The sequence below is a fragment of the Pseudanabaena sp. CCNP1317 genome (assembly GCF_034931345.1).
GTDB lineage: Bacteria > Cyanobacteriota > Cyanobacteriia > Pseudanabaenales > Pseudanabaenaceae > Pseudanabaena > Pseudanabaena galeata.
The window spans coordinates 63,552-84,571 of record NZ_JAYGIF010000010.1 but is presented as its reverse complement, the minus strand read 5'-3'; the positions used below and the strand labels follow the sequence as shown (position 1 = coordinate 84,571).

13 protein-coding genes are annotated in these 21,020 nt (G+C 44.4%); 6 read left to right on the top strand and 7 right to left on the bottom strand.

Going from position 1 to position 21,020, the window contains the following annotated elements:
• Positions 1-215: 215 nt before the first annotated feature.
• Complete coding sequence (locus VB775_RS05820; protein ID WP_281006598.1) at positions 216-1,691, bottom strand: MFS transporter; 1,476 nt, start codon at positions 1,689-1,691, stop codon at positions 216-218.
• A gap of 257 nt (positions 1,692-1,948) precedes the next feature.
• Between VB775_RS05820 and VB775_RS05815 the strand changes: the two genes are divergently transcribed.
• On the top strand, positions 1,949-2,509 hold the full coding sequence (locus VB775_RS05815; protein WP_281006597.1) for a thioredoxin domain-containing protein: 561 nt from the start codon (positions 1,949-1,951) through the stop codon (positions 2,507-2,509).
• 119 nt (positions 2,510-2,628) lie between these two features.
• Here VB775_RS05815 and VB775_RS05810 read toward each other — a convergent pair whose 3' ends face one another.
• The 3 genes from VB775_RS05810 to VB775_RS05800 all read right to left on the bottom strand — a co-directional run bounded on the left by VB775_RS05810 (position 2,629) and on the right by VB775_RS05800 (position 9,188).
• Positions 2,629-4,218, bottom strand: coding sequence for a serine hydrolase (locus VB775_RS05810; RefSeq protein ID WP_281006596.1), 1,590 nt, complete (start codon positions 4,216-4,218; stop codon positions 2,629-2,631).
• Between the two features lie 173 nt (positions 4,219-4,391).
• The gene (locus VB775_RS05805; protein ID WP_281006595.1) at positions 4,392-5,168 is read right to left on the bottom strand and encodes an RNA methyltransferase; all 777 of its coding nucleotides are present in this window, start codon (positions 5,166-5,168) and stop codon (positions 4,392-4,394) included.
• A gap of 960 nt (positions 5,169-6,128) precedes the next feature.
• Entirely contained in the window at positions 6,129-9,188 is a 3,060-nt protein-coding gene (locus VB775_RS05800) for a DUF4114 domain-containing protein (RefSeq protein ID WP_281006594.1), read from the bottom strand.
• A gap of 172 nt (positions 9,189-9,360) precedes the next feature.
• Here VB775_RS05800 and VB775_RS05795 point away from each other — a divergent pair, with 172 nt between their 5' ends.
• Entirely contained in the window at positions 9,361-10,281 is a 921-nt protein-coding gene (locus VB775_RS05795) for a pentapeptide repeat-containing protein (protein WP_281006593.1), read from the top strand.
• 39 nt (positions 10,282-10,320) lie between these two features.
• Here VB775_RS05795 and VB775_RS05790 read toward each other — a convergent pair whose 3' ends face one another.
• Together VB775_RS05790 and VB775_RS05785 are read right to left on the bottom strand one after the other, a co-directional pair.
• Positions 10,321-11,733, bottom strand: a complete 1,413-nt coding sequence (locus tag VB775_RS05790; protein ID WP_281006592.1) for an N-6 DNA methylase — start codon at positions 11,731-11,733, stop codon at positions 10,321-10,323.
• Between the two features lie 98 nt (positions 11,734-11,831).
• Entirely contained in the window at positions 11,832-12,368 is a 537-nt protein-coding gene (locus tag VB775_RS05785; RefSeq protein ID WP_281006591.1) for a transposase, read from the bottom strand.
• Positions 12,369-12,576: 208 nt separating this feature from the next.
• Here VB775_RS05785 and hsdR point away from each other — a divergent pair, with 208 nt between their 5' ends.
• From hsdR to VB775_RS05765, 4 genes are all read left to right on the top strand, one after another.
• Positions 12,577-15,882, top strand: a complete 3,306-nt coding sequence (hsdR, locus tag VB775_RS05780; RefSeq protein WP_281006590.1) for a type I restriction-modification system endonuclease — start codon at positions 12,577-12,579, stop codon at positions 15,880-15,882.
• An 11-nt stretch (positions 15,883-15,893) separates the two neighbouring features.
• The gene (locus VB775_RS05775; RefSeq protein WP_281006589.1) at positions 15,894-16,838 is read left to right on the top strand and encodes an Rpn family recombination-promoting nuclease/putative transposase; all 945 of its coding nucleotides are present in this window, start codon (positions 15,894-15,896) and stop codon (positions 16,836-16,838) included.
• Positions 16,822-17,142: a DUF4351 domain-containing protein gene (locus VB775_RS05770; RefSeq protein ID WP_281006588.1), complete on the top strand. Its 321-nt coding sequence runs from the start codon at positions 16,822-16,824 to the stop codon at positions 17,140-17,142. The genes VB775_RS05775 and VB775_RS05770 overlap by 17 nt, the downstream gene beginning before the upstream one ends.
• A gap of 278 nt (positions 17,143-17,420) precedes the next feature.
• Complete coding sequence (locus VB775_RS05765) at positions 17,421-19,022, top strand: restriction endonuclease subunit S (protein WP_281006587.1); 1,602 nt, start codon at positions 17,421-17,423, stop codon at positions 19,020-19,022.
• Between the two features lie 69 nt (positions 19,023-19,091).
• Here the strand turns inward: VB775_RS05765 and VB775_RS05760 are convergent, their stop codons facing one another.
• Positions 19,092-20,783, bottom strand: coding sequence for a mechanosensitive ion channel family protein (locus VB775_RS05760; RefSeq protein WP_281006586.1), 1,692 nt, complete (start codon positions 20,781-20,783; stop codon positions 19,092-19,094).
• Positions 20,784-21,020: the final 237 nt, after the last annotated feature.

The window sequence follows — 21,020 nt, the reverse complement described above, 5'->3', positions numbered from 1 at the left end:
TTTTTTAAGCTTTTATAGCTTAGTGTGAGGCGGCGCTTCGCGCCGCCTCACACTATTTGTTATACCAAATCACAAAATGGCGTAGCCATTTTGTGATTTGAAAACCCCTACTGGGTTTGGTTTTTAATTCCCAAAAGTGTAGCCACACTTTCGGGAATTGGTATTAGATAAATTTCTATTGCTCAAACAAAAAGCACCCATCGGGTGCTTTTTGTTTACTCGCTTTGTTCTCTTCTTCTTTCTGATAGGCGCATCAAAATCTCTGTATGCACCTCGCGAGTAATCGGATAAAAATATGCCAAACCTAAACCAATCACAAGAGCGATCGTCGGCAAAGGACCGATCGCTAAGCGAATTGCAAATACTGCCGAATCAGGCTGAGTTGGTAATGGCTGACAAGGCACACTCTCTTGAAATTTTGCCCATGACAAACCCAGACCAAGCAGAAACAAACCAGCCGCTAGCCCAAACTTTTGTAATAGCACCATGAAGGCATAGAAAATTCCTTCGCGGCGTTGACCTGTCTCTAGCTCATCAAGATCCGTGACATCAGGAATCATTGACCAAGGAATCAGGTAGGCGGTGGAAACCCCACAACCTGCCATAATCGCCAGAATATAGAGTTGTAAGGTCTGTCCTGGTTCTAAAAAGAATAGCCCCGCTTGAGCAATGATCCAAATCCCTCCACCCATAAAATAGGCTTCTTTTTTACCAAACCTCTTACTAACCGCACTCCATACTGACAACATGACTAGGGCTGTACCTTGAACTGCGATCGTTACGAGAATGAAATCACTCTCTTGCATTTGCATCCGATTCACGACAAAGTACGGAATAATCGATGCGGTAATTTGTAGTGCTAACCATGAACTGAAATAGATCCCAATCACATAAAGAAATGGACGGTTTCTAAACACAATTTTTAGTTGCTCTACAAAACTCATTTCTTCCGTATTCGCATCAATCGATTCATTATGAAGTCGATGCCGATCGCTGGCGATCGCTCTTCTTTTAATTCCCCAGACACACCAATAAATCGAGAAACTGGAAATAATTGCACAGACTGCACCCAGCACAATATATTGCATTCCACCTGTATTACAGCTATCCGTCTGCCGTGCAGGATCTTTAAAGAAGGCAAAAATTAATTGGGCGATAAATAACGAGACAATACTGCCACCGATGGAGAAGGTAAAACGGAAGGTATTAAGGCTAGTACGTTCGTTGTAATCTTGGGTAATTTCGGGCGTGAGCGCGGTATAGGGAAGATTAACGGCTGTGAAAAAGAGATTAAACACAATGCCCACAATCACGTAATACCAGAAAAGAACCATCTTATCGGTGCTAGGCACTAGCCATTGCGCGAAAAAAGACAGCCCAAAAGGAATCGCTGCATAGAGCATCCAAGGTAGTCGCCTGCCCATTTTGGATTTGGTGCGATCGCTAAGTACACCAACAATCGGGTCATTGATGGCATCAAAGATTTTGCCAATTAATAAAACCACTCCAGCAAGGGCGGGATCGAGTCCTGCGACATTGGTAAAAAAGAATAATAGAAAAAATGAGAGCAAATTGGTGGTGATCGAAGTGCCAAGATCACCTGCACCATAGGCAATTTTTTCACTAAGGGTTAATTTAGCTTGGGTAAGATCATATGGGGATGCATCAAAGGAACTTTCGGAATTACTCATGATTGGTTGCGTAATTTCAGTTTTAAATTAACGTGAGTTCGATATAGCCATTTGCGGCGTGCTTCGCACGCCGCAAATGGCGAAAAATGGTAAGAATCGCTTAGCGATTCTTACCATTTTTCGCTTTTGTCGAACTGACGTTAAGTTATGAGAGGCTTACCCGTAGATAAGCCTCTCATAACTCATTTAGAATTTCTTTAGCATAGGGCAAACCTTGCTCGGCATAATGGGAATAGTTATTTTCGTAAGTTATTGTCATGAATTCAGAGCATTCAACTAGTCCGCCGCCAGCCACTTCTAATCAATTGCGAAATTTATTAGTGGCGATCGCTGCCATCCTATTGACTACAGCCCTATTTTTCGGGTTTCAGGCGCAACAAAGTAGCACATCGCTAGATGCAGTTGCGGCGGCAGCACTGCCCATTGATGAGGCTTTAGCCAATGGAAAACCAACCACAATTGAGTTTTATGCAGATTGGTGTACCAGTTGTCAGTCGATGGCGGCAGATAATTTATCACTGGAAAAGGAATATAGCGATCGCATGAATTTTGTGATGCTAAATGTAGACAATACTAAGTGGTTGCCAGAGGTGACTAAATATCGGGTTGATGGGATTCCTCGGTTTATTTTTTTAGATCGTGCTAATCAGGCGATCGGTGATACGACAGGAGTAGTCCCTCGCGAAATTATGGCAGCAAATATCGAAGCGGCGATCGCTGACCAGCCTTTACCCCACAACAGTATTAGTAGCGATCGCACGTCACGTTTCTCTGAGCCAAAAGCCGCCGATATCTCTCAACCAAGGGATCACTCATAATTTTATTGAGGGCGCTTTGCGCCCTCAATAAAATCAAGGATTTTTTAAAAGCGTTGCTTTGCAACACTTTTAAAAAATCCCATAAACAAAAAAAGCCACGCTTTGCGTGGCTTTTTTGTTTATGGATTTTGACGAGTTACTTCGGGTGGATTGATGAAATTTGGTGATGTGTTTGGGCTTGTTGATGGAGACATATTCGGAGTTGCATTGGGCAATGGCAAAGTAATGTTTTCAATAATGCTAGTCCCGCTACCACCATTATTTAGAGTTGGAGAATTTGTGGAATCAATGGACTCTTGAGAAGCTGGGGCAGTGGGATTAACAGGGCTAGAATTGCTAGCAGGTAAACTACCACCATTGAGAAAATAGTCGTAAGTTGTTCGCGAGATTTGGCGGATTAACTCATTGGCGCGTTGATCATTATCAGGACGCTTAACCATTACCGCGATCGCATAGCGTTTGCCATTAGGCATATCAACGATCCCAGCATCACCAACCGCTAGACCGATATCACCTGTTTTATGGATAATTCTAGCCTCTTCACCAAGCCCTTTAGGCAAAAGCGTTTTGGTCACTGGACGGCTCATGATATCCATAAAGCGATCGCGACTACGTGGCTCGATCAATTTACCCTTATCAATCATCGCAAATAACGTCACCATATCTTGGGTACTAATTGTATTCGTACCTTCAAGATCGGGCAGTTGATTCTTGATGACCATATTATTTAACCCCCAAGATTTGAAGCGTTGATTCAGTGCTGCAAGCCCACCAAGACGCTTAATGATCATGTTAGTGGCTGTATTATCACTGATCACAATCATTTGGGTTGCTGTTTCCAACGCCGAAATTTTTGTACCCGTTGGTAAAAGCTGAAAATCACCCGCTTCGCCCACCTTGACATCCGCAGTCATCTCTAGCTGCTCATCAAGCTTTATTTTGCCTGCATCCACATCCTGAAAAAAAGCAACCAAAATTGGGGTTTTAATCGTACTAGCCGCCGCGATGGGCTGATTTGCACCAACTTGCACATAGGCTCCAGAATCAAGATCAACCACCATCATTTGCATGACGAGATCTTTTTCTTTAGCCGCCAATTCCTTGACCTTGCTCAGTAAAGGAGTTACCTCAGTTTTGAGTTCGAGGGGAGCAATATCTTGTGTACTAGCATCTTCCTTCGCGACTAATTCTGTAGCATTAGTTTTAGCACCAATAGATTGCTGACTTTGCCAGAAAGAGATGGCCGTACCAGCAATTACACTTAGCCCAATGCCTGCGATCGCTAACCGTAGTACATGCCAACCCAAAGACTTAATAGACGACTTGATCGGGATTGTCCGATTGCTCCCATTAGTTTTTTTACGTGGTCTTAGCTCAGTTCTATTGTCAGATCTATTCTCAGAGCGTTGATCAATACGTGCCTCGACAAAACCTTGCCGATTGGGTAATGGTCTTAACTTATTCTCCAGTATTCGTCCTTCAGAACGGCGATCTGCTCGATTGCTAAATCGATTGCCGAGGATCGGTTCTGGGGAACGATTTGAGTCTGGAGATCGCCCTAGACGAGGTGGAACTTCAGAACTAATTGGGCGGAGAACAGAGTCACTATTGCTTGTCACAGCCTTGGCGCGACGCTCGCGCAACTTATTTAAACGCGCTTCTCGACTTTTTTCGGTAGCGTCAGGCGATGAAAAGTTTCTGGGTTCCACTGCTATTTATAACTCCGATACAAAAATGTCTCTACTAACCGATTAACTACTCGCGTTATACCAAATCACAAAATGGCATAGCCATTTTGTGATTTTAAAACCCTTACTGGGTTTGGTTTTTAATTATCGAAAGTGTGGCAACACTTTCGGTAATTGGTATCATACGCGAGTAGTTATGAATCAAGATGAGCCGTGGCCCAATTAACTTGACGCAAAATTCCCCGCAGCATGGCAACTTCCGACGGACTCAGATTTGCGCGATCGAAGATATGCCGAAACTTTCGCAACCGATGAGCGGCGGTATGCGGATAAACATAGCCGATCTTCAGTAATACTGCTTCAAGTTGCTGGTAGCAAGCTTCTAGGTCTGCACGGGTAGCAAGGTCTATGGGTGCTGACTCTATCAAATCTTGCGCGATTTGGCTAGTCAAATTTTCGTGACATTGAGAATTTTCCATAAAATTTGCTTTCAATAGTTGCAATTGATAGCAGCAAATACCCACCGATTGCGCCAAATTAAGCGAGGGATAGTCTGGATTGACGGGAATTCGGATCACTTGCTGACAATGTTGAATCTCAGCATTACTTAAACCCCGATCCTCTGCGCCAAAAACGATCGCACTGATTTCCGCTTGCATTAACCAACTCAAACCTTTTTGGGGATCAGTAACTTTCATCTCGCCCTGATCAATACGTCCTGCGGTGGCGATCGCCCGATGACAGCCCACTAATGCATCTGGGAGATTATCCACAATCCTTGCATTTTCTAAAATTTCCGATGCATGGACTGCCATATGCCTCGCTTCATCACTAAGGCGATCGCATTGCGGATTTACTAACCACAATTCTGCTAGCCCAAAATTTTTCATCACCCTTGCCACTGAGCCAAGGTTTCGCGCCCCCGCCGTCTCGACTAACACAATTCTGATATTTGATGTGGTATTTGGCATAGTAGCGATCGTAAATCCGTTTTTGCGCTTTGAGTACTTGAAAATCAGAAATCCTCGTTATGAAACCGATTTTAGTGTTTTCAGCGCCTTCGGGGCTGAAAACACTAAAATCGGTTTTTTGAAAGCCTGCCGTTGGCGGGCTTTCAAAAAACCGATTTTTATAATGAGAATTGCTACTTGAAAATATTCTTGGCTGTTATTTTGATCATACTAAGAACTGATGTTACATGAAACCCTCACCCCCCAGCCCCCTCTCCCATCAAGCTACCGTGTACACACAAGTCATCAGTTATAGCGTGAGTTACTAATGATCCCCCTCAATCCCCCTTAGAAAAGGGGGAAGAAGAAAATTCTCCCCCCTTTCCTAAGCTGCCGTGTACACACAAGTCTCTCTGTCTACGTTTGAGGGTTTAGATCCCCCTAGCCCCCCTTAAAAAGGCTACCGTGTACACACAAGTCTAACTGCCTACGTTTCGACTGATCTAAGCCCCCTAAATCCCCCAATTCTGGGGGACTTTGAAAGACTTTTAACTGATGTTACGTGGAAGGAATTCCTGACATAGCAAAGGTCTAGGGCTGGCACGGGGGCACAGCCCCTACAGTAACCTCTAAATTTTGAGGTAGGGGCAATGCCCCCGTGCTTGCCCTGCTTCGCTAGCAGCAAGTGGTCTACCATCTAAGTTCTACGTAACATCAGTTTTAATTTCTTGTTCCCCCAGAATTGGGGGCTAGGGGGCGATTAATTGTTGACTTGATTAGGTTTTATGACTTGTGTGTACACGGTAGCTTTTCTAAGGGGGGTTGGGGGGATCTAAACCCTCAAACGTAGACAGAGAGACTTGTGTGTACACGGTAGCTTTTGGGAGAGGGTCTAGGGGTGAGGGTCTTGGCAACTTTCACGTAAGATATCCAAAGATAAGTGGCGGCGCTTCGCGCCGCCACTTATCTTTGAGTCAACGATTAAAAGATTAGGCTGTTGCGAACAGAAGCAATACCAGTATTGTTAACGGTCACTAAATCTATAAAATTATTAGTATTGCCTAAACCATCGGAAACAACTTGAATAACGGTATTGGCTCCGAGTTGTTGGAATTGGAGAATGCCATCAGCGATCGCATTAGTGCCTGTGTAATTAATGGAGCTAAATACACCTCGCAGGTTGATCATGTCACCTGCACCAAAGTCGAGAATTGTGTCACCAGCCTCATTGATATGATTAAACTGGAAAGTATCGTTACCTGATCCGCCGACCAGAATATCATTGCCCTTGCCACCAATTAGGATGTCATTACCTGCACCGCCAGAAATAAATTCACTTGCATCAGTTCCGATCAATGTGTCGCTCCAGCTAAAACCAAAAATTGATCGGCTAGTGGTAGCGGCAGTGGGATTGCTGGCATAGTCGATCAGGGCTTTACCCATATCGGTCGATCGCCAATCTTTACTCGATGCCATCACCCGATCCAAGGTATCGGCACTGATGGAAATATCACCCTTAACACGGAAGATAATATCGTTGTAGTCGCGATCGCTGGCTCCATCAAGGCGTTGATCTTCGAGGGCGATGACATAGGAGCCATTACCCACATCAATTTTACCCATTTGGAAACTGCGGCTAGGATTGTTGTCGAGCATGGAGAACAGAGGACGTTTAGTGCCGTCGATCGCAGGATTAGCAACAACTTCGCTAATTCGACCATTGGGAACTTGGATGACCCCATAGGCACTGTTGGGATTAAGATTGAGGCTTCTGGTTCCTTGGAATGTACCAGAGTTAAAGTTAGATTCCCAATCTAAACCACCAGTAAACTTAGCAGCATCGGTAGTATCACTGATTAATACATGACCTTGGGTCGAGTTACTGGCTGCACGACGAGCTGCTTCCGCAATAAAAGCCGCCGATCCCGCAGCATAGATCTCCATGCCATCGAGACTAAAAATACCAACATCGCCTCTATATGCACCTCCATCGTAAAGGAATTCCACTTCGAGGCTGCCAGATTGCCCTGAGGAAATTACGCCTTTGTCATATTCAGAACGATTGGCATAGTTGAGTAGCTGTTGTCCAGTGGTAGAACTGCGCCAGTCGCGTTCGGGATTGACCAAGCTATTCATCAGAGGTACATCACTGGTCGCGCCCTTGACTTGAATCACGATGTCGTTATAGTCGCGATCGGAAAGATTGGGCAAGTCCACCCGATTATCTTCAAAGGCATAGGTGTTTTTGCCATCGACATTGACCATTTGCCCGATCGCTGTGCCGAAGGGATTCGCTTCAGGAATTGAGAAGATGGGCAGGTTGCCAGTTTGCTTGATGATGCTGATATCGTTAGCGATCGCCGCGACGGTATTGTTTTGTACCAACATGAAGGCAAAATGTCCACGCGGAGCCATATTGAAGGTTTGAGCGCCTTTGTATACACCAGAATTAAAGTCCGCTTCCCATGCCACCTTGTCGGAGAACTTCGCTGCATCGGTGCGATCCTTGGTGACGACATAGCCAAGATTGGAATCACTGAGAGCGCGGCGGGATGCTTCTTGAATGAATTCTGTCGATCCCGCTTTGAAATTTTCCATGCCATCCAGACTGAAAATTGCTAATTCGCTTTCATACCAACCACCATCATAGAGATAGTCAATGCGAACTTTACCAGATTCGCCTGTGTCAAAAATGCCGCCGCTATAGTCAGGACGGGTGGCATACTGTATCAATTCTCGACCTACGGAAGAATCGCGCCAATCGCGATCGCGATTCACATGGGTATCCATCAAAGGGGCGACACCCTTTGCACCTGTGAAGCGAAAAACCATATCGTTGTAATCGCGATCGGAAGCATTTCCCCAGTCAGTCCGCACATCTTCCATGCCAAAGGTGTCACCCTTGCCCGTGACATCAACGATTTGGCGAACGCTGCTAGGTGCGCCGATATTAGCTTGGGGAATTGAGAAAATTGGTAAGCGATTGCCAGACCACATTTTGGTGACATCATTGGCAAGTTCTTGGACGGTGCTATTTTGAATCAGCATCACCGCAAAGTCTTCACCCGCATTCATGGCATAGGTTTTGACACCTAGATAAGCTCCGCTATTAAATCCATCTTCCCATGCAAATTTAGCCGTATATTTTGCGCCTTCTGTGCGATCTTTAATCACGATATGTCCTTGAGTAGAGCCACTCAGGGCGCGGCGGGTTGCTTCTTGCACAAACTCATTAGAGTTAACCTTTAATCCTTCCATTCCCTTAAGGCTAAAGATTGCCATTTCTCCTTGATACCAACCACCATCATAGAGATAGTCCACACCGACTTGACCCGATGCATCTACACGAAACACTCCAGAATCAAAGGTAGGACGGCTGGCATAATCAATGATTTGTTTGCCGATCGCTGTTTCTGTCCAATCCTTAGTGGATGCACCAACATCCTCAAGGGCAGGAATATCATTACCTTCGGCTCCTGTTAATTGGAATACCACATCGTTATAGTCATAGTCAGAGCCACCCTTGAGACGGACATCTTCCATCGCGAAGAGATTACCTTTACCCGCAACATCAGTAACTTGAGAAAACTGATTGCTAAGATCGGGGTTAGCGGCGCTAATCGAGAATAAGGGTTGTCTTAGTCCTAGATCTAATCCACTAGCTAAAGTATTAAAGGTTTGGCTAACAGTTCCATTAGAAATCAACATGAAGGCTACCTGATCGCCTGCTTGCATGGAGAAATTTCTAATTCCTTTGTAATCGCCGCTATTATAATTTGGTTCCCAATCTAGTTCAGCGCTAAACTTTGCACCTTCAGAACTATCAGCAACCAGAATGCGACCTTGGGTGGAATTGGTCAGGGCGCGACGAGCCGCTTCTTGATTAAATGCATCGGAACCGACTTCTAGACTTTCCATTCCCTTCAAGCTGAATATGGCAAGTTCGCCTTGAAATTGACCACCATCAAATAGAAAATCAAAACTTAGTTTGCCTGTTGCCCCAACCGTGAATGTTCCCTGTGATGTTGCTTGTAGTGACATGGTTATCTATCCTTAATTTATTGCTTACGTCTTTAGTCGATTCCCTTGGGCTGCTTTCTATTGCTTTTGGCGCTTTCCCATCCCATAACACTTACGTTAGAGCTTGCAGTTAGCTGCAAGGTCAAGATCCCTAAAATCAAATAACCTATTAAAAAAACTTATCAATCGTTCTATGGAATCCAGCGAACCCGTTCAAAATAGCGCCCGTGGTTGGCTGATCGGCGAACTAAGCCGCTTAGTCGAGATTCCGTCCCCAACGATTCGCTATTACGAACGTTTAGGTTTACTGCTTGCGCCCCTGCGATCGCCACAGGGTTATCGGCTCTATGCCACCGATGCCCTAGAGCGGCTGTTATTTATTCAAAGTGCCAAAGCCTTTGGGTTATCCCTTGAGGAAATCAAACAGTTATTGGATTTACAAGCCGCCCAAACTATCCCCTACGCCACTTTTAAACAAATGGTGCAGCAACATCTCCGCAAACTCGATCTGCAAATCCAAGAACTGATGACCCAGCGCCAAAATGTTGCTCAACGGCTCGATCGCATTGTGGAGTCACTTCCCGATCATGATTTTAGTAGTGCGGAGCTAACCCAAAATCCTCTGCTCAACCTAATCAGTGAAGCTACCGATGCGATGGCTCTGGAAGAATCAGCCGATCAAAGCGATCGCCCCAACTTCGGCAATCTCTTTAGTAATCGCAGTCAAGAGGTTTTGTATCTATATTCCGTGGGTAAACGCAACTTTAGGCTGATGAATTTGGTAAGCGCGAAACTCAATGGCGCAAATTTGAGTGGTGCGGACTTTACCAATGCCAAATTAATGCTGGCGGACTTATGTGAGTTGTCAGCGATCGAGACCAAGTTTGTCGGCGCAAATTTAGCGGGGGCGATCGTTAGTGAGGCTTGTTTGCAAAAGGCAAATTTTACAGAAGCATTATTAATGGGCGCGGATCTCAGTGGAGCAAATCTCAAAGGTGCTAATTTCACCGCCGCGAATTTGGGTGGTGTAAATTTTACGGGGGCAAATTTGCGGGGCGTGAATTTTAGTGAGGCAGTGTTAGCGGATGCCGATTTTACGAATACCATTACCTAGATTGCAACGTGAGTTCGACAAATGTGCATCGAACTCACGTTAGTTCAGTAAATCGCTTAGGGCTTCCATTTCGGCGATCGCAGTGCGTAATTTGTCGAGAATGTCGGCAGCGATCGCATCGGGTTCGGGGAGGTCTTCACTGGACTGGAGGCTGTCATCGCGTAACCATGAGATATCGAGATTTTCGCCACGTTTAGCAATTTCTTCTCGGCTAAAGCATCGAAATCTTTCCTGTTCCTTGCGATCGCTTTTCCCATTGGGATCTTCACCATAGGCTAACTCGAAATCCGCAAAGCGATCGCGAGTTAGGGGAATCCGCTTACCGAAGTTGGGCATATTGGTTCGCATATCGTAGAACCAAATTTCTTGAGTATTATTTTTCTCAGTTGTGCCCCGTTGGAAAAATAACACGTTCGTCTTTACGCCTTGGGCATAGAAGATGCCTGTGGGTAGTCGCAAGATTGTATGCAAATTGCATTTGTCCATTAGATCAGCGCGAATGGATTTGCCCTGACCATCTTCAAAGAGAACGTTGTCAGGAAGGACAATCGCGGCGCGTCCTTTGGGCTTGAGATTGCGATAGATATGTTGGAGAAAGGCTAACTGCTTATTGGATGTGGCAAAGGTGAAGTCATCACGGGTGGGCATTCCGCCGCCTTTTTTAGTACCGAACGGGGGATTGCTGAGAATGATGTCGGCTTTGGCGAGATTTTGACCTTCTGATGAGAGGGAATCTCCAAGTTTGACATCGCTTTCAATGCCGTGAAGTAGTAAATTCATTAACAATAGGCGGTGGGCATCTTGAACGAGTTCGATGCCATAGAAAGCGTGTTTGCGTTGAAATTCTTGTTCGACTTCGGAGAGTGTGAATATATCGCCGCCTAGTTGTTGCTTGATGTAGGCGTGACTGGCAATTAAGAATCCACCTGTCCCTGCGGCGGGATCTTGGATGAGTTCTCCTGCTTGGGGTTTGAGTAGCGTGACCATGCTATCAATGAGCGGTCGAGGGGTGAAGTATTGACCTGCTCCTGATTTCTTTTCTTCAGAGTTCTTTTGCAGTAGTCCTTCGTAGAGGTCGCCAAAGTCATCGCGATGATCGGAAAACCAGTCGAGTTCATCAATACTCTGAACTAGTTTCTTAATTATGCGCGGCTCCTTGAGAGAGGTTTGAGCATTGACAAAGATTGCTTGTACTTGTGGTGAAGAGGCGCTCGAACCCAAATGATCTAGCATGGACTTGTAGAAGTTTTTTAGCTCGATCCCATCTTTTGATGATAAATCTTGCCACCGATAGCCCTCTGGTAAGCCTATCTCTGTATCGGTTTCCTGCGCCATTTTGAGAAACAGGAGATAGGTTAGTTCTGTTAAATATTGCAAATAGGTGATGCCATCATCACGCAAGATATTGCAAAGGTTCCAGAGTTTTTGGACGATATCAGAGGTTACGGTCATTGAGCTTTGTTACAGATGTGGGCTTGTCATAGATTTGAACAATTTAACCCATAACACGATCATTGTAGGGGTTTGGTCTCCAAACCCTCTTTCAATATTTACCATTTAGATGGGTTTCGTGGATGTAGTTGATCGATTTCCCATTGCTGAGGATTGTTAGCTATATATTCTCGCAACCGATTCAAAGAATTTTCGCTGCGAATAATATGTTCATAGTAATTTCGTTGCCAAACTCTTACACCCGCAGTTTGTCTAGCTGTATTTATAGATTTTGTAGTTGTGTATTTAAAGTATGCGATAACCTTAGCTAACATTGATTTTGGTTCATTCCATGTTCGCTTTTTTGCGGTGGATGCTTCTGTACTTTTTTCAATAATAATGATGCCATGAAAATGATTAGGCATAACGACGTAAGCATCTATCCCAATATTTTGGAAGTGAATAGGGATATTTTGCCAAACATCTATGACAATCTTGCTAAATTCATTGAGAAGATGATTACCATCTTGAATATCTCCAAAAAGGCATTCTCGATTTTGTGTACAGATTGTAATGAAATAAGCACCAGCTTGGTTGTAGTTGTAACCTTGCAAACGAATTGATCTTCTGTAATGTATGTCTGGATTGTATTTCATTTTTTATTAGTATCAAGAGGGGTTGGAAACCAAGCCCCTACGTATTGTTGTATCTGGGATTTAGAGGTCTTGAATATTTGATTTATTTTATCAAGAGGGCTTGGAGACCAAGCCCCTACAAATTTCAATACGTAGGGGCTTGGTCTCCAAGCCCTTTTTTAATATTCAAACTTCGCTATAATTTTAGGTAATATATTTTAGCTATGCCATGAAAGCATCGTCAAATTTTGCGTTTTTGAGAGAGCATGATGTCGAACTGGTGAGATTGGGGACGCTTGCCGAGCGGTCTTATCATAATGATCCTGTGGCTTGCTTATTTCGGTTACGGGTGTATGGCGAATTTTTGGCAAAGTTAGTTGCGGCGCGGGTGGGGCTTTACGAGGATACAGAAGAATCGCAGGTGCAGTTATTGAATCGACTGCGCGATCGCGGCATTATTCATGGACAGATCGATCGCCTGTTTCATGAACTTCGCAAAACGGGAAATCGGGCGGTACATGATAGTGTGGGCGATCGCCGAACGGCGTTGAGCATTCTCAAATACGCGCATCAGTTAGGGATTTGGTTTCATCGCACTTGGGGGAAAGCAAGAGACTTTGTTGCGCCTGAATATTGTGAGCCGACTCCGCCAGAGGTGACGGCGCGACAATTGGAATCAGCGTTGTTAGATGAGCGGAGTGCCAGAACCCAAGCTGAACAGTTGGCGGCGGAAATAGCGCAGGAATTGCAAACTGCTTTGCAACACTTGGCGGAGATACAGGCACAGCAAGCCCAAAACAGTGAGGCGAATATTAAAAAGATCATCCCGCGATCGCAAGCTGCTGCTGCCAAGGTGGAACTGGATGAACGAGAAACGCGCCGACTGATTGATACACAACTGCGGGATGTCGGTTGGGAGGTGGATTCGGAGGAGTTGACCTATGGGAAGGGTGTGCGTCCTGCGCGAGGCAGAAATCTGGCGATCGCAGAATATCCGACGCGCTCAGGGGCGGCGGACTATGCGCTGTTTGTGGGTTTGCAATTGGTGGGGATTATTGAGGCAAAGCGGGAGAGTAAGGATGTGTCGGGGGCGATCGATCAGGCGCATCGCTATGGGCGATCGATTCGGGCTAATGATAATTTGCAATTGGCTAAGGGTGCGCCTTGGGGAGATCTGGAGCCTTTTCAAGTGCCGTTTGTGTTTGCGACTAATGGTCGCCCCTATCTAGCGCAATTGGATACTAAAAGCGGGATTTGGTTTCGGGATGTGCGACGGGCGACGAACCAGCGACGGGCGATCGCAGGTTGGTATTCGCCAGAGGGCTTGATCGATTTATTGGATCAAGATTTCGATCACGCCCATGAACAACTTGCCCAAGAGGAGTTTAACTATGGGTTTGAGATGAGGCACTACCAAATTAAGGCAATCACTGCTATTGAATCGGCTTTACAGGAGGATCGGCGATCGCTTTTGCTGGCGATGGCAACGGGGACGGGCAAAACAAAAACCTGTATTGCGCTGATCTATCGATTGTTGAAAACGAAGCGGTTTCGGCGGATTTTATTTTTAGTCGATCGCACTTCTTTAGGGCATCAGGCGATCGCCGCGTTTAAAGAAACCAAAATGGAGCTTCTGCAAGCATTTACGGATATTTATGAGATGAAAGAGCTAAAGGATGTAACTTGCGATCGCGAGACGAAGGTACATGTGGCGACGGTGCAGAGTTTTGTGCGACGGATTATGTATCCGAGCGATAGTTCACCCAGTCCAAATGTGGATGATTATGATTGCGTGCTTATTGATGAATGTCATCGTGGCTATTTGCTCGATCGCGAACTCAGCACAATTGAGCTGGAGTTTCGTGATTTTGAGGACTATGTTTCTAAATATCGGAGGGTGGTGGAATATTTTGATGCGGTGAGAATTGGGATTACGGCGACCCCTGCGCTGCATACGTCCGAGATTTTTGGTGAGCCAATTTTTCAATATACCTATGCAGAGGCGGTAATTGACAAGTTTCTCATTGATTATGAATCACCGCATTTAATCCAGACGGAACTTGCTCAGTCGGGGATAGTTTGGGAAAAGGGTGCGGAGATCGAGGCGATCGATCCGCGCACTGGCAAGCGTGATCTGAGCAAAACTGCGGATGAGGTGAAGGTGGAAATTAAGGACTTCAATAAGAAGGTAATTACCCCTGCTTTTAATCGCGTGGTTTGTGAGTATCTAGCGGAACAAATTGATCCTGTGTTGGCGGAGAAAACCTTAATTTTCTGTGCGACGGATGATCATGCGGATTTGGTGGTGAAGTTGCTGAAAGAGGCGCTGATTGCCAAGTATGGAGAGGTGGAAGATGAGGCGGTGCAGAAGATTACGGGAGCATCCGATCGCCCGTTGGAGTTGATTCTCAAATATAAAAATGAGCAGTTGCCCAAAATTGCGGTGACAGTGGATTTGCTGACCACAGGCATTGATGTGCCTACGATTTGCAATATTGTGTTTTTGCGGCGGGTGAATTCGCGGATCTTGTTTGAGCAGATGCTCGGTCGGGCTACGCGCCTTTGTCCTGAGATTGGCAAAGATCGCTTTCGGGTATTTGATGCAGTGAATATCTTTGGGGTAATGTCGCAGTTTACGGAAATGAAGCCTGTGGCAGTAATTCCTAAAATCAGTTGCGAGAAGTTGGTTCAGGAACTTACTCGCACTAGCGATCCACGTCATCATCAGGTGATTTTGCCGCAACTCTTTGAGAGAATCCAGCGTAAAATGCGTCGCGCTAATCTGGCTAAACGTGAACAATTGGAGGCGATCGCAGGTTTGTCTCTTGAGCATCTATTAGATGACCTTCGCGCTAGCAAACCTTCGCAATTAGCCAACTGGTTTCGCGATCGCCCCGATTTTGCCTCGGTGATCGATTTGCCCGACGATCGCACGATTCCTGTATTTATCTCTTACCATCCCGATCGCTTAGTTGCGGTGCAGCGCGGCTATGGTGTTGCCGAAGATGGGAGCATTTATTCTACTCGTCCCGATGAGTATTTGCAGATGTTCCAGAAGTTTCTGGCGGACAATCTCAATTTGATTCCTGCGTTGATGGTGGCGGTGCAGAGTCCGAAGGATTTGACTCGCGCTCAGTTGAAGGAGTTACAGTTGTTATTGGAGGAGAATCGTTTTCGAGAGAGCGATTTGCAAGGGGCTTGGCGCGATCGCAAGAATGAGGATATTGCGGCTTCAATTATTGGCTTTATCCGTCAGGCAGCGATCGGTGATGCGTTGATTCCCTATGGCGATCGGGTGGATCGGGCGGTTCGTAAAATTATGAGTAGTCGGGCATGGACTGCGCCCCAGCGTCAGTTGTTGGAGAAGATTGGCAAGCAGTTAAAGGCAGAAACGATCGTCGATCGCGAGGCATTGGATCGTGGGGCGTTTAAGACTGAATGTGGTGGTTTTGTGCGGTTGAATAGGACTTTTAATGGTGAGTTGTTGGCGGTGCTGGCGAGTATTAATGAGGAGATTTGGCAAGATATGGGTTAATATGTCTCGCTATGCGAACCGATACACTTTTTTATCAATTATTTCAGACGTTTCATGGGCTTTTGTTTGAGCTAATTGACGAGCCTGCGTCAAATGCGGAGGGCTATGATTTTGTGTCTGTGGAGGTTAAGGAAAAGGCTTTTCGTTTTGATGGCATTTTCTTGGCGGCGGATGTGGAGAAGCCGATCTATTTTGTGGAGGTGCAGTTTCAAAAAAATCCTGATTTTTATTGGAGCTTTGTCGGCGAAATATTTCTATATCTCAGTCAATATAAGCCCTTGCAGGATTGGAAGGCGGTGGCAGTTTTTGCCGATCGCAATTTGGATGAGGGTATCCCTAGACAATTTCATGAGTTGTTTGTGAGTCAAAGGATTCGCTGTGTTTATCTGGATACGTTGCGCGATCGCTCTGACAATTCGTTAGAGGTGGGTATCGTCGAGTTAATAATTGCCGATGAGTCGGTTACTTTGGATATGGCGCGTGATTTGGTGCGTGAGTTGCGTAACCGAGAGCGTGAAGCTACTGTTAGTCAAAAAACGGTAGAATTAATTGTAGATGTGTTGTTAAATAAGTTTAACAATTTGAGTCGAAAGGAAATAGAGACTATGTTGACTTTTGATGAGCTAAAACAATCAAGACTATTTCAAGAGCTAGCAGCAGATTATAGCCGCGAGGCAAGGCTAGAAGGTAAGAAAATAGGTGAAAAAATAGGCGAGAAGAGAGGCGAGAAAAGAGGTGAGAAGAGAGGTGAGATAAAAGGCAAGTTACAAGGTAAGCAAGAGTCTGTTTTGTGTGTGTTAAAGCGCCGCTTTAAGAGGGTTTCGGCAGAGTCAAAGGCAAAGATTAGCCATCTGTCTGCCAGTCAGTTAGATGATTTACTGGTGGCGATTTTTGATTTTAAATCGGTGGCGGATTTGACGGCTTGGTTGAAGGTGCAGGATGAAAATCGAATTTAGTAGCCCTCAGCCTGATCCAGAAAAAATAGACAATTTGATTTCATGGCTTATAGCGGATATGCGGTTATCTCGCGCATATGAGTCAATTATTGAACGAGTTAAACAAGATCATATTCGAGTATGTCGGCAAGATATACTTATTCGACAGTTAAAACATCGTTTTAAAAGGGTGTCTCCTGCGTCAGAAGCAAAAATTAATAGCTTGTCATCGGATAAGTTAGATGAATTACTGAAGGCAATTTTTGATTTTAAGTCAGGGAGAGATTTGACGGCTTGGTTGAAGGTACATGGGGTCGATCGCTAATTGCTGCTGATATTTAGGGCGATCGAAACTATTTAAGAATTGTCTAGATCCCCCCCAGCCCCCCTTAAAAAGGGGGGAGAATTAAATTCTTCCCCCTTTTTAAGGGGAATTGAGTGGTATCTAGTGGAGCTTTTGACCGCAGCAAGTAATTCTTAAATGATCTTTTGCGTTTTGCTATTTGTTTGGCGGGGCGGTGAGATGATGATATTTTAGAGGCTTGTGTTTGTGTTGAAAATCTAAGTCTGAATCGCGTTTTTTGTGTTTGCCCTATGGTGTCTATGAGTTCTGATTTTTCTATTCTTTCTGATAATGATGATTTACCGATGGGGTGGGAATTAACAAAAATGGAGGATTTAGTTATAGATCCCAAAAGTGATATTGTTGATGGACCATTTGGCTCTAATCTAAAGGCTTCAGAATATCAAGATACAGGTATTCCTATCATTCGATTACAGAATATTGATAGAAATCGCTTCATTAACTCTAATATCAAGTTTGTTAGTCCTGAGAAAGCCGAATCATTAGCAAGACACAGCTTTGTAAAAGGAAATATAGCAATTACTAAACTAGGAGAACCTTTAGGAAAGGCTTGTATTATTCCTGATTTTCTCGAAAAAGGAATTATTGTAGCTGATATTGTTCGGGTTCGTGTAGATGAAGATAAGGTTAACTCAACATATTTAACCTATTCGATAAATTCTCAAGATGTCATTGAACAGTTACAAAATCAGACTAAGGGAACTACACGCGCCAGAGTTAATCTTAGTCATATTAGAGAAATTCAAATTCCTCTTCCGCCGCTTAATGAGCAGAGGCGGATTGTGGAGAAGGTTGAGGCGTTGATGGCGCGATCGCGTAAGTCAAAAGAAGCATTAGACTCAATCCCCAAATTAATCGAGCAGTTTCGTCAGTCTGTCCTCGCCGCCGCCTTTCGTGGCGACCTCACCGCCGATTGGCGCGAACAAAATCCTAACATCGAGCCTGCCTCTGTCTTGTTAGAACGCATCCGTAAAGAACGTCGTGAGAAATGGGAACAAATAGAATTAGAAAAAATGATGGCTAAAGGTAAAGATCCTCTTACAGATAATTGGAAAGAAAAGTATAAGGAGAATATTAGTAGAGATTGGGAGAACGTAGATATACATTCTGAAAAAATCAAGTTTTTGAAATTGCCAGATAATTGGCAGTGGTCTAGTGTTGAAGCAATTTCTAATAAGGTGGTTGACGGTGTTCACAAGAAACCTAACTATATTGAATCTGGGATACCATTTATAACTGTAAAAAATCTAACCGTTGGCTCAGGTATATCTTTTGAAGATGTCAAATATATTTCTAAGGAAGATCATGAACAATTCCAAGACAGAACTAATCCTGAGCGTGGAGATATTTTAATAACTAAGGATGGAACTTTGGGTATAACCAGAGTTGTTAGAACAGACACAGTATTCAGCATTTTTGTCTCTGTAGCCCTAATCAAACCAGTTTGTTATCAGATGTCAGATTATTTAGAGTTGTCTTTTTCCTCACCTCAACTGCAACAGCAAATGCTTGGAACAGGCTCAGGTCTTTTACACCTGCATTTAAAAGATATACGACAATATTTAGTTCCAATTGCGCCTCTTGAAGAACAAAAAGAAATTGTAAATAGAATTTCTAAATACATGGAATTAATTGATTCTATTAAGAGTGAATGTATAAACATGAATATATCTCTAAGTACTCTTGACCAATCCATTCTCTCCAAAGCCTTCAAAGGCGAACTCGTCGAGCAAGACCCCAACGATGAGCCAGCATCAGTCTTATTAGAACGCATTCAAAAAGAACGCGAAAAAGAGAAAAAAACAGTCAAGCAGACAGGCACAAAAAAACCAAAAAAATAGAAATTGAGAATTGAGTTTTGAATACTAACTGATGTTACATGGAAGAGCTTCCTGCATTGCTATAGCCACTTACAAAGGGGGTTGAGGTAGATCATTAGGAACTTGCGCGGTAGCTGAAAACTGGAAAACCTGTTGGGGAATGCCAATCTCAATGTTTTCTTGCTCCATAACTAACTTTAGGCGACGACGAAACTCTCTTGCCACAGCCCATTGCTGAAGCGGTTGAGTTTTAATCCAGATCCGAATTAACATCCCTGAATGCTGCAAATCATCAATACCTAAAACTTCAGGAGGTTCCATAATCTTAGCTCGCCAAATCTGCTCTTGATACATCTCTTGAGCTAATTTCCGCAACACATCCAGCGCCCGATCAGGATTAGTATCATAGGCAACCCGAATGCTCAGATCCACTCGCGCCCAGTCCTTAGAGAGATTCTGCACGATCGCGATCGCACTATTGGGAATAGTAATCAGTTGACCTTCATTATTCCGAACCTGCGTGACCCGCAGATTCATATTTTCCACTAAACCACCTAATTCACCCACGATAATTACATCACCCACCGCATATTGATCTTCTAAAATAATCAAAAATCCATTAATTACATCTTTAATCAATCCCTGAGCCGCAAAGGAAATCGCAATTCCCACAATTCCCGCCCCTGCCAAAAGCGGAATCAAATCAAAACCGATCGCAGAGAGGATCGCTAAAGTTCCTAAACCAACTAACACGATCGCCGTAACATTACGGAGAACCTGCGAAACAGTCGATACTCGCAAATCCAAGCGCTGATAAGGCTTGAGCATCGCAAAATCCCTAGCTTTTAAAAAGCCTGAAAACCGCTCGATCAACAGGTTGCTAATCCGAATTAACAAATAAGTCACGAAGGCGATCGCCACAACTTGCAAAGGAGTCGATAGCAAGAAAGATTGCAACCAACGGCTATAGGGAAATAGACCCAAAATAATAAAGCTACCACTTCCCAAAACACCCACATAGCCTAGCTCCAAAACCCGCCTTTTGAGATCGCTAAGATTAGCTTTTTGTTGCTGCGTCAGTTGTTGCTGCAAGTCAATCACAGCCACAGAATCAAGATATGGTGGTGCTTCATGTTCTATATGCGCCTTAATCGTGTCTTTCTCTAACTTTAAACGCCCCTGCCAGTAAGTAATCAACCGAAGCACAATGAACATCACCAAAATAATCCCAGCCGTAATTAATCCCTGATTGATTAAAAATTGCGGTTGGCGCTCTTGTCTAGCTCTAGTCAACGCCTCACGCAAAGTTTGGGTGATTTGATTTGCCCAACCTAGCGGATCACGTCCTTGCAGTTGAGCATCCATCGTCGTTACAGTCATCAAGTAGCGATCGCCTATCGCAATCACAGGCTGTCCACTCTGCTCATCAATAGTCGTAGTCACTTGTAAACTAGCAGGGTCAAAGTTGCTATTAGCAATGCGATACAGTTCTTCTTCAATGCCCTGTACCCGTTGTTCCAGTGGAAATTTTTGATTAGTGCTAGGAGAAGCCAATACAAACAATTTATAACCATCCAAAGTAACTAACGCATGATCCACAGTAGACACATCATTTTTATTTTGTCCTATCCACCAATTTAGTTTTAAAAGTTCGGCTTGCCCCCAAGCACTTTGGTTATGAGAAAGAAGGAATGTTAAAGCGATCGCGCTAATAAATAAACCAGCAGTATAGAACCACTTCTTCCAAAAGTGGATCTTGGTTTGGATTAAACGATTTTGCATTGGTAATTCGTAATTCTTAACTGATGTTACGTGGAAGGAATTCTTGCGATGGCGTAAGTCTAGGGCTGGCACGGGGGCGCAGCCCCTACAAGATCTAAAATTTACAGGTAGGGGCAATCCCCCCGTGGTTGCCCTGTTATGCTAGCAGCAAGAGGTTCATTATCTGAATTCCACGTAACATCAGTTAAGAACTGATGTTACGTGGAAGGCTGAGATTTGGGCTTGGAGACTAAGCCC